The 15,709-nt window shown below is 70.0% G+C and carries 8 protein-coding genes; 2 read left to right on the top strand and 6 right to left on the bottom strand.

The window, feature by feature from the left end; genetic code table 11:
* The first annotated feature begins 3 nt into the window (after window positions 1–3).
* Entirely contained in the window at window positions 4–1,905 is a 1,902-nt protein-coding gene (locus PLE19_19400) for a hypothetical protein (protein HPD17115.1), read from the top strand.
* 97 nt (window positions 1,906–2,002) lie between these two features.
* On the opposite strand, the gene PLE19_19395 is transcribed toward PLE19_19400, so the two are convergent.
* The 4 genes from PLE19_19395 to PLE19_19380 form a co-directional block, all read right to left on the bottom strand.
* Complete coding sequence (locus tag PLE19_19395) at window positions 2,003–3,259, bottom strand: hypothetical protein (protein ID HPD17114.1); 1,257 nt, start codon at window positions 3,257–3,259, stop codon at window positions 2,003–2,005.
* 10 nt (window positions 3,260–3,269) lie between these two features.
* Window positions 3,270–5,765: a hypothetical protein gene (locus tag PLE19_19390; GenBank protein ID HPD17113.1), complete on the bottom strand. Its 2,496-nt coding sequence runs from the start codon at window positions 5,763–5,765 to the stop codon at window positions 3,270–3,272.
* On the bottom strand, window positions 5,765–9,499 hold the full coding sequence (locus PLE19_19385) for a hypothetical protein (protein HPD17112.1): 3,735 nt from the start codon (window positions 9,497–9,499) through the stop codon (window positions 5,765–5,767). The genes PLE19_19390 and PLE19_19385 overlap by 1 nt, the downstream gene beginning before the upstream one ends.
* 135 nt (window positions 9,500–9,634) lie before the next feature.
* Entirely contained in the window at window positions 9,635–11,938 is a 2,304-nt protein-coding gene (locus PLE19_19380; GenBank protein HPD17111.1) for a DUF6067 family protein, read from the bottom strand.
* A gap of 359 nt (window positions 11,939–12,297) precedes the next feature.
* On the opposite strand from PLE19_19380, the gene PLE19_19375 reads away from it, so the two are divergent.
* Window positions 12,298–12,969, top strand: coding sequence for a flavodoxin family protein (locus PLE19_19375; GenBank protein HPD17110.1), 672 nt, complete (start codon window positions 12,298–12,300; stop codon window positions 12,967–12,969).
* A 27-nt stretch (window positions 12,970–12,996) separates the two neighbouring features.
* On the opposite strand, the gene PLE19_19370 is transcribed toward PLE19_19375, so the two are convergent.
* Entirely contained in the window at window positions 12,997–14,574 is a 1,578-nt protein-coding gene (locus tag PLE19_19370) for a GNAT family N-acetyltransferase (GenBank protein HPD17109.1), read from the bottom strand.
* Window positions 14,571–15,554 (bottom strand): D-alanine--D-alanine ligase, encoded by a 984-nt coding sequence (locus tag PLE19_19365; GenBank protein ID HPD17108.1) that lies wholly within the window; start codon window positions 15,552–15,554, stop codon window positions 14,571–14,573. The genes PLE19_19370 and PLE19_19365 overlap by 4 nt, the downstream gene beginning before the upstream one ends.
* Between the last annotated feature and the right edge of the window lie 155 nt (window positions 15,555–15,709).

Raw genomic sequence — 15,709 nt, 5'->3', positions numbered from 1 at the left:
ACCGTGGTGCGAGCGATGCTGGCTGCCGTGATCGCGTGGGCGGGTCTGGCCCTCGCAGGCGTGGGCGACCCGCAGGTGAAGACCGACCACCCGTGGTACCCGGGCGAGCTGTCGTGCTCGACCTGGGAACGGCTGTTCAAGACCCAGGCCGAACTCTTCGAGCGGGTGACGGGCAAGAAGGTGGTGAGTGACGAAGACAAGGCGCTCGCCTCGTGGTTCTGGCGGAACATCCACGTGCACCACTGCACCCAAGGCCCCGAGGACACGTGGGGCAAGGGCCTCGACCAAGGCGAGGAGACGCGCGAGTATTGGGCCGGCCTGTTCGCCTACGGCTTCGCCCTCTGCTATGCCGACCACCACCAGATGGCCGCCGAGTTCGAGCGGCTCCTCGGCCCCTCGCGCTCGCGCGCGATGGGCGTCGCGGGCCACACCACCTTCGAGGTCTGGCTCACCGGCGGCCCCTATGGCGCAGGGCAGTGGGCGCTGCTCGACCACGACATCTCGACCGTGGTCTTCACCCCCGACGGCATGCGCCTGATGGGCCTGATGGAAGTGAGTAAGGACCTCTCGAGCGTCAAGCGGAGCAGCCGCGAGCGCGGCTTCATCCCCGCCGGGCTCCACCCCAGCGACCCCGACGTCTACCAGCAGGTGAAGTGGGCGGGCTACGTGACCGGCTACGCGGGCGCGCCGCCGCTCGTGCACCTGCGGGCGGGGGAGAGCCTTCGCCGCTACCTCAAGCCCGGCCTCGACGACGGCCAGACCTTCGCCTACTGGGGCATCAACTACAACGCCGGCGGCATCCCCGGCCCGCACCGCGACCGCACGTGGGTGAATCAGCCCGAGAAGTTCTACAAGGCCACGCGCGACTGCGGCTCGCGCCTGGGCCAGGCCCGCTACGGCAACGCCGTGTTCACCTACGCGCCCGACTTCGCCTCGGGCAAGTACCGCGAGGGGGTGATTGACGAGTCGGATTCCCACGTGACCTTCGAGTGGCAAAGCCCCTACATCATCGCCGCCACGCCCGCCGCCGAGGCCGCGAAGGAGCAGTGGGGCATCCGCAAGCCCGGATGCACGGGCGGCCTCGTGCTCAAGGGCAAGATGACGTGCCCCGTGGAGGTCTCGACCGACCAGGGCGCCACGTGGCACAAGGCCGGCGACGCGAAGGACGGCATGGACCTCACCGATCGGGTCAAGGGCCACTACCAGTACTGGATTCGGCTCGGCGCGGGCGCCAAGGCCCTCGCGGGGTCCGGCCTCACGATGATCACCGTGTGCCAGTGCTCGCAAACGGTCATCCCGCGCCTGAAGGCGGGCCGGAACACGATCACCTACGAGGCGTCGGGCCGCGCGGTGATAGCCGCGGGGCCGAACGTGGCGCAGGTCAAGCCGCATCTGGTCGAGGGTGCTCTCGATTCACCCAAGGTCACGCTGGAACTCGCCGCGCCGCGGAAGGCGAAGGCGACGCACGTCTACGCCGCCGCCTGGGTCTCGTGCGGCGCGCCGCCACGGCCGTCGGACTACCACATTGACTGCTCGACCGATGGCGGGAAGAGCTGGAAGCCGGTGGTGAAGGACTGGAAGGTGGTTCAGCGCCCGCCCGAGCCGGGCGACTGGTGGAGCCAGACGTTCAACCAGGGCGACGCGCCGCTCGACGGCGTGCAGGGGCCGGTCCGTGTGCGCTTCGGCAACACCGGCAGCCGCCCCTACCGCAAGGCCGAGGCGTATCTCGCCTACGCCGTCGAGAACACCTCGCCGCTCAAGGCCACGTTCGCCTGGCGCGACGGCGGACAGGTGAGGCAGGCGAGCCACGTCTACAAGGCGGCGGCTGGCGAGGCCGACGCCTCGTGGAGCTTCGACGCCGGCGCGGCGCCCAAGACGCTGTGGGTGGAGTATGCCGCCGAGTGAAGGGCACGGAGGATGCCCCGAGGCCATGGATCATCCAGGCGGGCCAACCTCCCGCGGGTTTCAGACCCGCGGGAGGTCAGGGGGCGGGAGGTCGGGGTCAGGGGCTCGTCTCGATGCGGGTGGCGCCTTCCCCCAGGGGGAACGCGACGAAGGTGTCGCGGCCCTCGACGAGGAATGCGCCGCTGCGGAAGTCGCGGCGGCTGGCCACCTGGCGAAGGTCGGCGCCATTGACCTGCACCCGCCTGGCCACGCAGTCGCCGAGCTTGAAGGTGAAGTTGGCGGTGGGGAACCTGGTGGTGATGGTGACCTTGCCGTCAGCCACAACAATGTCGGACAGCTCGCGGGCCATCCAGTAGTGGCCGATCTCGGAGTTCTTCATCCAGAGGGTCCTCGTCTTATCGGGGTCGTAGGCGTCGAGGCGGCGCTTGACGGTCTTCAACACGTGGAAGCCGAACTCCTCGCCCTCGAAGTAGAAGCCGGGCCAGTGGCCGCAGAGCACGCAGGGCAGCTCCTGGGCGAGCACGGCGGGCAGGCGGCCGCCCTGGAGGTCCTCGGTGATGAAGCGGTCGGGGTCGCCCCGGTCGAAGCCGGTCCACGAGCCGAACCAGTCGCCGGCGCAGGCCCACACGCTGGCGATGGCGATGCCCTTGTCCTTCTGGGCGTGCCAGAGGGGGACGCTCGGGGGCCGCTGGTCGTCGAGCCACAGGAAGTAGAAGGGGCGTGGGTTGTTGTTGACGCGGAGCGCGGCGTCGAGGATGGCCTTCGAGTAGGCATCCTCTTTCTTCTTGCCGAAGGCGCCGGGGCTGGTGACGCCCTCGCAGGGGATGCCGGCGTTCTTGAGGAGCTGCATCGCCGTGGCGATGTAGTCGGTGAGCGGCTCGACGGGCGGGTCGTACCACTCGACCTGCTCCCACTGGTTCGTGAGGGCCATCGTCTTGATGTCCACCACGTGCGAGTGGGTGAGCATTTCGGGCGTGAGGTCGAAGTTCGGCCAGATGATTTCCTTCGTCAGCTTGAGCCAGTCGGCGAGGAGGTGGCGGGGATGGTCGGGGAAGCCCTGGTCTACGCGGCCCTGGCCTGCGGGGAAGGGGACGAAGGAGAACTTGCCGTGAATGCCCTGCTCGCCGCACCATTCGGCCCACCTCTTCGCGAAGTCCACGGGGATGGTGCGCGAGAGCTTAGGCACGATGGGGTTGGATTCCCAGCGGGCGGGCGGCAGGTCGGGGCGGTGCTTGGGCCGCCAGGCGAGCCACTGCTGCATCCAGTAGTAGGTGAGGTTGATGACGGGGCACGAGTCGTCAATGATCAGCGACAGGGGGGTGCGGAGGAGGGGATTGCAGACGGTGGCGTTCATGCTCGCTCCTTTACTCGGGGGCGACCTGGATCGCCAGGCCGCGCAGGCGGTCCTCGCAGGGGCGTTTCAACAGGGGCTGGCTCTTGAGGAACAGGTTGGCCGGCGTGTTGCCGCTGTAGCCGGCGGGCACGTTCTCCGGCTCCAGGAACGGCTCGCCGTCGTGGTGGAGCCGCGTGACGCGGTAGGCCAGAAACGCTTGATAGGTGCCTGCCTTCTTCGGCGTCCAGGAGGCCGAGAGGGTCGCGGCCGCCAGCTTCCCGCCGTCGCCGTGCGGGTTGTCGGCGGGGAGGGCGATGGGCACAACCGTCCTCTCGCCCGTCGCCGCGTCCTCGAAGATGAGCTGCCAGTACTCGACGTAGTCGTAGCGGGTCTCGAGGACGCGGAACTCGATTCTGACGGCCTCGCCCACCTTGGCGGCCTTGGGGCCGAGGGCGTCGAGGAAGAGGTAGCCGCCGCGGTCGGTCGCCCCCACGCGATGGCGGCAGAGCGTGTGGGTCTCGGGCACTGCATCGGGCGCAATCTGCCGGCTGTGCCAGCCGCCATACTGCGTGGCGCTCGCCCACTTGAAGTCGGGCGGCAACGGGGCGCGGGGGAAGCGTTCGGTGTTCCGCGTCACGATGCGCTCGATGGCGGCACGGTCCTTGCCGAGGACGATGGTGCAGCCGTAGCGAAGCTCGGGAATGGCGAGCCGCTCGTTGGCGACGCGGAGCATGCCGGCGCCGCCGTCGCGGCTGATCCAGCCTGCGTGCTGGCTTTCGGCCTTGGGCGGAACGTGGACGACGACGTTCTGCTTCGCCCCGCCGGAGTAGTTGACGAGGCTGGCGAGCGTGAGGTCGCCCCTGGGCTGCTGGAGGATGTTGAGGAGCACGTGGGGATCGGGCGGGTCGAGGCGGAAGCAGGGGGTCACGAACATCTCGATGGCGCGTCCCAGAAGCTCCGTGGGGTAGGGCGACTGCACGGCCAGCACGGAGTGGCCTCGTCCCTTGTCGGCGAGGGCGGCGGCGACCGTGCGGCGGGGCGCCCAGGGCGGCGGGGCGTTCAGGTGGTAGTGCCGCGGTCCCTCGATGAGGCAGTCGCCGAGCAGCAGCAGTTGCCCGCCCGCGTCGAGGTAACGGCCCACCTTCGCCAGTTCGTCCTCCGCCAAGTCGGTCTGCGACATGATGAGGAGCGGGAACTGCTTCACCAGTTCAGCCCCCAGGTCGTCCTCGGTCACCACCTCGTAGGCGAAGCCGAGGTCGGTGATCTGGTCCACGAGGGCCTGGTAGTCGGCCAGGTGGGATTCGAGAAGGCTCTGCTCGACGTGGAAGAGGAGGGCGATGCGGCCGCCGGGCTGCGCGTTGGCCCACAGGTCGAGGTTCGCGGCGAGGAACTCGGCCTGCTCGGGGCGGTACGTGTTCGTGCCGCAGACCGCCAGGCTCTCGGCGATCTGTAGGTCGTTGGGGTAGAACTTGCCGGCGGGCCGCCCGTGGCTGGCGGCCATGGCGGCCTTGATGAGGAAGTGGAAGCGGCCGCGGCACCACTCAGGCACGTACTCGCTGGGGCCAAAGATGTCCACGCAGCCGCGTTTGGCGAACCAGAACTCCGCGGTGCCGTGGGGCTGGGCGATGAAGCTGAAGTTGCCGGCCGTGTGGCAGAACGGCTTTCCCCGCTTGGCGAGCAGTTCGTTCTGGTATGCCTTGCGCCAGAGATAGAAGTCGGCCCAGGCGTCGGCCCAGAAGCGCGCCCACTCGCGCCGCACGTTCGGGTCGGGGTGGGCGGCGGGGTCGGCGATCTCGACGCCGAACTTTTCGCGGAAGTGCTTCTCCCAGGCGGCGCGGCTGGCCACGTCGTAGCTGGGCGCGCTGCCGGGGTTGTCGTACCACAGACCCGCGTAGTGGCCGAGCATCGGGTAGGGCGCTTTGGGGTCCTTGGCGTGCGGGTTCTCGTAGGGCCGCATCGGGACGCTCGGCAGAGGGTCTATGGCGGCGAGGAGCCAGGCGATCTGCCTGGCGCGGACGCTGCGGTGCTCGGGGGCGAGGGGGCTGCCCTCGCGGCGGACGGTGACACGGTGGCCCGCGTAGCCGAGCTTCTCGTCGCCGTTGCGGCGGCGGGTCGTGGCAGCGATGGATTCGGGGAAGAGGCGCCACCAGTCGTAGTTGGTCCGCCAGGCGTGGTTGTACCACCAGCCGCCGGGGAGGAACCTGCCGTGGATGAAGGCGAAGCGGTCAATGTGGTCGTCCTCGAAGAACAAGCTGCCCTCTACCCGCACGTCCACGGGGATGCCTGCCTTGTCGAGGCGTTCGACCACGGCTGCGTCGTCCGGCCAATGGGGCGTGAAGGCGTGGATGAAGGGCGTGGCGCCCTGGGCCTTGTAGCGCTCGACGAGCGCCAGGTGCTCTTCCGTGGCGCGTGTGCCGTCGAGGTACAGGATGCGTCCCCGCTGCGCCCAGTCGGGATAGCGCGGGTCGTCGAGCCAATGGCCCTGAACCAGGTGCGGCACGCAAAGCGCCAAGAGCCAGGCAGCCATCAGGGGCCCCCTTCGCTCGGCTGAATGAGGAGGAGGCGGACGTCGCCGGGTGCGAGCTTGACGGCGAAGCGGCGCAGGTCGGCGGCGGAGGCGGTGTCCTTGCCGTCGAGCAGGCCGCGGCACGCGTCGGCGGGCGATGCGGCGGAGAGGGTGAGGAGCCTGTAGTTGCCCTCGGGCAGGGCGAGGCCGACCTCGAGGTCGGCCTCCGTGTCCTGCCAGTTGATGAGGGTGAGGAACTTCTCGCGCGGGCCGCTCTCGGCGAGATACGCCTCGACGTGGCAGCCGTGTTTGTGGAGGAACAACGGCTTGGAGTCGCCGAGCACCTCGTCGAGGGCCTTCGCGAACTCGTCGGTGAAGGCCGGCTCGGTCTCCCACTCGACGAGGTTGCGCGGGAGGTAGACAACGGAGCCGTCGTCCCTGCCCTTGCGGACCAGGTCGGAGAGGATGGGGCGGTCGTGCTTCGCGCCCACCTCGTCTACCTCGCCGAGGCGCTGGGCGATGAGGAGCTTGGAGCCGCCGGCGTGCGCCGCCGCGAGGGCTTCGGCCGCGGCCTTCGACACGGCGTAGGGGAAGGGGAGGAAGAGGACTTTGTACTGGCCGATCTCCTTCAGGCTCTCGGGCTGGTCGAGGTAGTAGAGGTCGTAGGGGTAGCCGTGGGCATTGAGGAACTGGTTCACGAGGCGGGCGGTCCAGAAGCCCTGTTTGGCCACGGGGTTCGAGCCGAGCCAGTTGGTGCCGTGGTCGTTGTCCCACCAGTCCTCGGAGGCGCGCGAGGCGAGGACGGCGAGCGCCCTGGGCGTGCGGGCGCGGGTGACGCCCCAGCGTTCGAGGGCGGCGAGGAAGGCGAGTTCGCGGCGGCGGTGGTCGGCGGACTTCTGCATCTCGATGTAGTTGTAGCGGTACCAGGCGAGGAGGCGTGCGCCCTGGAGCGCGGCTTGGGCGCCCTCGCGGACGGAGGGGGGGACGAAGATCTCCATGGCGGCGCGTCGGTTGCGCGCCGAGGCGGCCCACACGCGGGTCTCGGCCTCCTGGTAGTCGGTGCCCAGGTAGTCGAGGTCGGCCAGGTGCCCGATTACGTCGTAGGCGAGGCAGTAGGTCATGCGGTTGTTGGCCGACACGGCGTGGGAGCCGATGATGGCGAAGGTCTCGCACCTGGGGTTCACCTTCCGCACGGCGTCGCGGAGGCGGCGGAAGCGCGCGGCGAGCTGCTCGTAGCAGTAGAGGGTCCAGCGCTTGTAGTCCACCGTGTCCTGCCAGATGCTCTCGGGCAGGTCGGCGCCCGGGCCGAAGCGCTGCTGGAAGGCGAGGCGCACGGGGTCGTCTTTGGGGCGGGTCTTGCCCTCGGGTTTGTCGAGGCCGTAGAAGGCCTCGTCGTGGCAGAGGCTCACGCCGTCCACGCCGCGGGCGGCGACCTCTTCCATCAGCAGTTGCCAGCCGTCGCGGTCCTTGGGGCCGATGTAGGTTTCCATGAAGCGGCCGAGGAAGATGACGTAGAGCTTGAGACCGTGGGCGTGGAGGGTGTCGGTGAGTTCCCGGAGCAGGTCGCGGTCGGGCGGCGGGGCGTCCTTGTCCTTCGTGTGCCAGCGGAAGTGGGCGGAGGGCCAGAAGGCGCTCATCTCGGCCTCGACGAAGAGCAGCACGCCGTCGGCGCCCAGGGCCTGGATGTCCTTGACCACTTTCAGGCATGGCTCGAACTCGGCGAGGGGCTTGGGCGGCGGGGTCTCGAGGTGGATGCCGAGCATCCACAGGTCGGCGGTGATGCACTTGGTGATGCGGTCTTCGGGCTTCGGAGAGGGCCACTCGACTTTGACAGGCGGCCCGGGGGTGAAACGGCGGGCGTCCTTCGGCACGGGCTCGGCCGCGCGCAGCGGCAGGGCCTTCTCGAGGCCGGCGACGGCTTCCTTGGGGCCGTAGGCTTCCAGCTCGACGAGTTGGGGAAAGCTCTGTTCCCAGCCGCGCTGGCCTTCGAGGGCGCGGAGCTTGAGGCGGTGCACGACGGCGGGGGCGAAGCGCACGTCGCACCAGGCGTTCGGCGCCCCCTCGGTCCACGCGGCGAGCACGGTGGGGCAGGAGCCGGTCCCCGCGGTGTCGGCGCACACGACGCCGCGGAAGGCGAAGAGCGGCCCCTGGAGGAAGCGCACGCGCGAGACGGGGACGGGCCTGGGGAAGACCAGCTCGTACGAGCCGGCGAGGCCGACGCCGGTGCGGAAGCTGGCCATCGTGGCCTCGGAGCCGTCGAGGGCCTGCCACACGCTCTGGCCGACCGAGGGCGACGGGCGGATGGCCTTGACGAACGGCGCGACATTCTGTAGGCGGGCCGTCTCCGGCCCGCGTGAGGGGCCCTCGCGGGGCAGGGACGCCCCGCCCACAGGCGCATCGGGCGGAAGGAGGGTGAGCTTGAGATCGGTGAGGCGCGCGCGGCCGTCGCCCTCGAGCGCGGCATCCAGCTCATCGGCCTTCTTCGCTCGGGCCGCGGGCTGGCCGTCGAGGAACAGCTCGCCGTCGCGGATGGCGAGGCGGCTGTCGGGGCGGTTGAGCGACAGGTCGCCGGCGTGGAGGCCGGCGGTGGGCTGCGCGGGCTCGCCCTCCTTGGGCTCGGCGGCCTGGCGTGCGAAGGAGTAGAGGCCGCTGACGGCGTAGGCCTTGCCGCCGACGTGGGCGAAGAGCGTGAACGGCACGGCGGGCGAGCCGAGGAGGGCGCCCTGGTTCACCAGGTCGCGGCAATTGCGGTGCGGGCGCCAGGTCTTCACGATGTTCTTGTCGGCGGGGTCGAGTCGCCATTCGGGGGCCGTGGTGCCGAGCAGGAGCCTCTGGCCGGCGGCGAGGCGGAGCGCGTTGCCCGGCGCGATGAACAGGCCGGCGCAGTGGAGGTCGCCGGCGAGGGCCACTTTGCCGCCCGGCTTTTCGAGCCGGAGCGGCGGCAGCAGGCCGCCGGGGCGAATGGCCTGGTCTTTCTCGCCGGCCAGCGTGACCCAGCCCTCGGCGCCGCCGAGGACGCGCGCCGAGCCTTCGCTCCTGAGGTCGCCCAGCAAACGCACGGTCCCGTGCGGCGTGAGGCAGGCGGGGCCGGTCTTGCCCGAAAAGACAAGGTCGCCCTCGATGGCCAGCGCCGCGTCTTTCTCGACGATCAACTCGCCGCCGGCGATCTCCACCTTGCCGGCCACGGCGGCCTTGCCCGCAAGGCGCACGGGGTAGGGATAGGGCGAGCGCGCCAGGTGGAGGGCCGCCGGCTGGAGGTCGCCGAGCCGAAGGACGAAGCCGTGGAACACCCCCGCGACGCGAACGACGGGGTTGCCGCTCACGGTGCCGTCGTTGACCAGGCCGCCGAGGCCGAGGGAGAGGGTGGGCTGGTCCTGCGAGGCGTCGAGCTGCGCGTCCTTCTCGATCACGAGGCCGTACGGCGTCTTCGGCGTCCAGGCGGTGTCGGGGCCGTCGGGCGTGTCGCGGGCGCTGGCGCCGACGGTCAGGCTGTGGCCGTGGAGGATCAGGCTCGCGCCGGCGGCGAGACGCAGGCTGCCGCCCACGGCGGCGTCCTGGGTGAGGGCAGGGTAGTCGTCGAGGCCCGACGGGATGAGCACGTCGGCGCCGTCGCCCGCGGCGGGCACCTTGCGGGCCGACCAGTTGGCGGGCACCTCCCAGTCGGTGGGGCCGTTCTGGCTTCCGCCCTGCCAGATGTTGCCCGCGGCCAGCCCGCAGGCGGGGAGAAGAGACAGGCGGCAAGCCACAAGCCACAAGCCGCAAGCTCTCCGGCGGGGCGTGCCGCTTGCGGCGTGCCGCTTGCGGCTCGCGCTCTGTGGCGTTTGCTCGCGGGCCATTTCTCTTTCTTTCCTCATTCGCGTTGATTCGCTGGATTCGCGGTCCACCATCCTCTACTTCGCGGCCTGGGCGCGGGCTCTGAGCATGGCGCGCTGGCGCTCGAGCTCGGCCTTCTTGCGCGCGGCGCGCACCTTGAGCATCTCTTCCTCGGGGATGAGTTTCGCCAGGGCCTCGATCGTGTCGCCCAGCTCGCGGTGGGCCTTGAGCAGCACCTCGGGCTCCCAGGTCCAGCTCACGAAGTCCATCTTCGTCACCTCGTCGGGCACCTTGAGCAGCGCGTCGGCTCGGGCAAGGAGCGGGTTGGCCTTGTCGCTGGCCCGCAGGGCCTCCGCGTAGTCGCGCAGCACGTAGTGGCTCTCCCAGTCCTCGATGCCGTCGCGGATGTTCTCGAAGCGCACCGAGCTGAACGGCCCGTCGGGGCCGGGGTAGAAGAGCATGCCGTCGCCGTTCGTGTCGCCCCAGCCGCGGGGGTGGAAGGGCTTGTCGGGCCAGCGCCGGCCGTCCTTGTCGGGGAAGTTGTGGGTCCAGATGTTGTAGCAGTAGTATTCGAAGCCGGTGACGCCGAATTTCCAGGTGAGCCAGAAGAGGACGCGCGCGGCGATGAGCGGCTCCTCCATCTGCACGTTGGGGCAGGGGAGCATGGGGCCGGCGGCGACGTACCAGAAGAACTTCTCGCCGCGGCCCTGGGCCTTGGCGATGAGCGGCTGAATGTCCTCGGCGTTGACGGAGTAGACCTGGTTGCCCTTGCCCACGTCAATCTGGGGGTCGAAGATGTCAATGATGCCCTCGAGTTCGGGCCGGGGGAAGCTGCCGCCGATCATGATCATCAGCTCGGGGCAGGCCTTGCGGATGGCGTCGGAGCGCCGCCGCATCTCGGCCCAGTCTTTCGTCTCGTCGCCGATGTAGACCAGGGCCTTGTCAATCAGGCCCAGCTTCTGCACGGCGTCGTAGCGCTTCTTGAGCGACTCGACGTTCTGGTCGGACACCCTGAAGTTGCCGGAGAGGTAGATGGTGCTCATCCCGCGCTGGATGCAATAGGGGATGTCTTCGAGGTTGGGCGAGAGCACGTCGGCGTACTGCTCGACGGGGCTGAAGCGGTGGTCGAGCAGGAAGTCGAGGTACTTCCGCTTCAGCTCGGGCGTGAGCTTGCCGTGGGCGCGGGCGATGTTGCCCCAGATCGTCTGGCCCATCGTTTCGAAGTTCCAGACCTCCGGTATCTTGTAGTCCCACACCTTCACGGCCAGCTTGAGCTCGCGGGGCGGGGCGTTCCTGGGCTTCACCGTGATCGTGCCCGCGTAGTTGCCCGCCCTGGTGTCGGGCCGCGTGCGGATCGTGAACCAGTAGGGGGTGGACATGTGTTCCGGCAGGTCGGCGGGGGCGAGGGTCACAAGCGGGTCGGGCACGTCGAAGTTCTTGCCGTGGAAATACCAGTCGCGGATCTTGCCGTTCGGGTGGAGGCGGAAGACCTCCTGGCGGAAGCAGGCGATGTCGCTTCTCGGTATCCTCGCGCCGCTCTTGGGGTCGGCCAGGTCGCTCCAGTCGAGCGTCACGCCCTCCAGCGCCCCGTTCATCGGGTAGACGAGCACCTGGAGGCCCTCGAACTCGTTTCGCGCCATCGCCATCTCGTAGCTTTCGTTGAACGGGCCGAAGAAGCGATAGCGGGTGTCGCGGTCGCAGAACTTCTCGAGGCAGTGGGTCATCCCGACGAGATACGGCTTGTCGAGCGGCTCGAAGTCGAGCACGAGGCGCGGGCGCTTCGAGGCATCGGGCGCCTTGTCCGACGGAATGTCAATCTCCGCCGTGTTCGGCATGCGCTTGTCGGGCAGCGCGAGGGGCTGGAGCGCGAAGCCCACGCGGGGCGCGGCCTCCTTCAGGCGCTCGCGGGCCGCGGCCGTGACGTTGAAGTCAATCCACTTGCCGCCCTCGGGCAAGCCCAGGAAGCGGTACTTGTGGGGGAACCACTGGCCGTTGAACTCCCAGAGCGAATACGAGTCGAGCTGGCCCGCGGGCTGGCCGCGTTCGGCGGGGGCCGGGACGGGTTCGCTGCGCAGCTCGCGGCAGGCGATCTCGCAGATCATCCGCAGCTTCTGGACCGAGGGCACGAAGACCTCAAGCCGCGCGCGCGCGAGCTTCTTCGCGGCGAGGGCCTTGGGCAGCTCGAAGGTCAGGTAGAGCTGGTTCTCGATGCCGCGCAGATAGAGCGCTTCGGGCGATTCCGGCGTCGGCTTCTTCGCCGTCGCGCCCCACAGTGTCGTCGTCTTGCAGCCCTCGTAGCCGCCGACCCCCTGTTGAAGCGTCACCGTGTCGGCCATGGCCAACGGGGAAGCCAGCGCCACCCACACGGCCCATCGCGCCATCGTCTGCCCCTTTGCTCCCAAGAGTGAAAGCTCCCGGCCCCCCCGATTGTGGCACGGGAGGGCGCGCGGGTCAAGGGGGATGGCGGGTGTGGGCCATTTCTGTAGGCAGCTTCTGCTGCGGATTCTCGTAGCGACAAGCGTCCCGCTTGTCGAACGGATGAAGAGAGCCGCAAGCGGGACGCTCGCGGCTACCTCAGCCGCGGGCCTTCCCCTGTTCCGGGAATTCTCGCATCAGAAACCACCTACGATTCCGGCCCGCACCCGGGGATGGCGCTTCCATAGGACGCATAGGGCCGATATGATATGATGGCGGGGGCTTGTGACCGGGCAGTTGCGCCACCACCAGAGGAGACCCACCCATGAACATCGTCGCCGTCCTCGGCAGCCCGCACGGGATGAAGGGCAACACGGGCAAGGTGCTCGATGCGCTGATCGCCGGGGCCCGAGGCCGCGGGGCCGCGGTGACGCTCTTCACGCTCGGCGAACTCAAGGTCGGGCCCTGCCGCGCGTGCGATGCGTGCCACAGGACCGGCGTCTGCCCGACCCGCGATGACTTCCACCCGATCAAGGACGCGATGCTCGCGGCGGACGGCCTGGTGCTGGCCAGCCCGAACTACATCTTCAGCGTGAGCGCGCAGATGAAGTGCCTGATGGACCGCTGGTGCGGGCCGCTGCATCTTCAGGCGATGGAGGGCAAGTACGGCGCGGCGGTGGTCACCTCGGGCGGCGCCGAGAGCCCCGAGGTCGAGAACTACCTCCTGCGCTTTCTGCGGGCGATGGGCTGCTGGACGGTGGGCAGCGTGGGCGCCGAGGGCTGGAAGCTGGCCGACGCGGCCATGAGCCGCCCGGTGCTTCAGCTTGCGGCCGACCTCGGCGTCCGCCTCGTCGAGGCCATCGAGAAGAGACAGACCTTCCCCAACCAGCTTGCCGAGCGCCGCGCGTTCCACGAGCGCATGAAGGGGCTGGTCCTCGCGATGAAGGACCGCTGGCCCTTCGAGTACGAGCGCTGGCAGGCGCGCGCGCAGGGGTGAGCCGCGCGGAACGGCGCGCCGATCGCCTCAGGGCCTCGGCGGCAGTAGCTTGACGTAGACCACCTTGTCGTCCCCGGGCGCGTAGAAGTCGGGGAACACGGCGGCCCGCTCGTAGCCGTTGTTCTCGTAGAAGGCGCGGGTGGGCTTGTACTGGGCGCGGTTGGAGGTTTCGACGTGGATCTGCGCGCCGCCGAGGCGCGCGATGATCTCCTCGGTGCGGGCGAGGAGCTCGCGGCCGATCTTCTGGCCGCGATGGGCGTTGTGCACGGCGATCCAGTAGATGGCGAAGGCGGCCCGCGTGCAGGCGATGGGGCCGAAGCAACTGTAGCCCAGCGTCTCCCCGCCCTTCTCGGCGAACAGGAAACGGTAGCCCGACTCGACGCCCGAGACCAGGTGGTCGTCCACCAGCTCGATGCCGACCTGGACCTCCTCGGGGTAGAAGAAGCCCGTGGACTCGAGGATGTTTCGGACGTTGGCGCGGTCGGCCTCGGTGACGGTCTCGCGGAAGGAGAAGCCGCGGGCGTGGAGGTCGCCCGCCGCCGTGCGGGCGCGCGGCGCGCGGGCGAGAACGGCGGCGTGCGACGGCGGCTCGATGTGGGGCCTGCCGGTCAGGGGGCGGGCCGCGCGGCTCACGTCGCTCACGATGCGCTGGATGGCGTCCACGTAGCGCAGCCCCGCCCGCTCCACGGTGGCGGCGTAGCCGGCGTCGGGCGAGAGGCAGGGGTTGGCGTTCACCTCGAGCACGCAGGGCTGGCCGGCCGCGTCGAGGCGGAAGTCCACCCGCGCATACCCGCACAGGCCGAAGATGCGCCAGCAGCGGCGGGCCGCGTCGGCCAGCGTGGCCAGCAGCGGCTGGTCCTCGGGCGGGAACTCGAAGCGGCGCGGCGTGTGGTGGTACTCGAACGAGTCCTCCTGCCACTTCGCGCGATAGCCCACGACCCGCCACTTGCCCTCCGCGTAGTCCTGGAACAGAATCTCGGAGGCGGGCAGGGCCTGCGGCCCGGCCTCGTCGGCGAGGAGGGCGATGTTGAACTCGCGGCCGCCGAGGAAGGCCTCCGCGAAGCACTCGCCGCTCGGCCCCTTGCTGCGCTCGAGGCAGGCCTGCCGCAGCGCCTCGCGGCGGTCGGTCACCACCACGGCATCCTCGTCCAGCCCCACCGAGGCGTGCTCCCAGATGCTCTTGATGATGTAGGCGCCCGGCGGCACGGGGCCGTCGCCCGCCAGGTCGGCCAGCGTGTACCAGGGGGCCGTGGGCACCGCGTGGGCGCGAAGGATGCCCTTGGCGAGGACCTTGTTCGAGGTGACGAAGAGCGTCTCGTTCGACGAGCCGGTGTAGGGCAGGCCGAGGAACTCGAGCAGGGCGGGGGCGAGGTGGATGAGGCGGCCGGCGCCCTCGACCGACTCGACCAGGTTGAACACGAAGTCGGGGGCCTCCCGCCGCAGGGCCTCCTGCGCGGCCCCCAGGTCGAGCGAGAAGGGCACCGTGGCCACCTGGTGGCCCAGCTCGCGCAGGGCCGCACCCACGGCCTCGGCCTGCACCAGCGTGTCCAACTCGTCGGGCGGCGCATTCGCGGGCACGGCGCCGTGGAGGATGACGGCCTTCATCGCGCGGGGCCTCGGCGGTGGAGGGCGGACTCGACGATGCGCTGGATGAGGCGGACGTAGGGGATGCCGCGCTGGGTGCACAGGATGGGGAGGTCGGAGTGGTGAGGGTGGAGGCCGGCCAGGGGGTTCACCTCGAGGAAGCGCAGGCGGCCGTCGGCGCCGGCCCGCACGTCCACCCGCCCGGCGTCGCGGCAGCCCAGGCCGCGCCAGGCGGCGAGGGCGAGGGCCTTCGCCTCCTCGGCCAGGGCGTCCTCCACGAGCACGTACCGCACCAGCTCCTCGCACAGCTCCTTGTTCTGGTACGAGTAGGCGTGGGCCTCGGCCTTCTCGAGCAGCACGATTTCGAGCGCGCCGATGGCCTCGGCGTCGCGGCCCGTGCCCACGATGCCCACGGTGAGCTCGCGGCCGGGCAGATAGGTCTCGACCAGCGCGGGCTGCGCCAGCCGCTGCCAGATGGCGCGGCAGGCGGCGGCCAGCTCGGCCGGCGTCGAAACCCTGGAGGCGTTGGTGATGCCCTTGCCCGTGCCCTCGGCCACGGGCTTGACGAACAGTGGGTACGGCATGGCGACTCTCGCCAGGTCGGCCTCGTCGGCCACCACGGCGAAGTCGGCCACGGGCAGGCCCAGGTCGCGCACCACGCGGTTGGTCATGCCCTTGTGCAGCGACAGGGCCAGCACCAGCGGATCGGAGAAGGTGTAGGGGATGCCGTAGACATCCAGGATCGCGGGCACCTGGGCCTCGCGGCCGAACCCGCGCAGGCCCTCGGCGATGTTGAACACGAGGTCCCAGCGGCCGCCGGCGGCCAGGCGCGCGACGAGCGCGCGGGCGTGGCCGATGCGGTCGGTCTCGTGGCCCAGCTCGCGCAGCGCGCCTTCGATGGCCTCGATGGTGTCGGGCCGGTCGAACTCGGCCGTCTCCTCCTCCGAGTAGCCCTCGGCCAGGTAGTCGCGGCGCAGATCGTAGGTGAGGCCGATTCTCATGGGCGTGTCTCGGAACATCGAGAGTCGGGGCCGGGGCAGCATGTATAGAGCGCCGCCCCGCGGACGGCTGAGATCGGCGGGGCGGCGGGGAACGAACGCGGCACTAGGAGCCTGTCCAAGAATCCCCGTGGGCTGCGTTGCCGGCGCCAGCGGGG

The organism is Planctomycetota bacterium (assembly GCA_035384565.1).
GTDB lineage: Bacteria > Planctomycetota > PUPC01 > DSUN01 > DSUN01 > DAOOIT01.
Note: the sequence above shows the minus strand (reverse complement) of the source record. Positions and strands in the feature narration are given on the sequence as shown.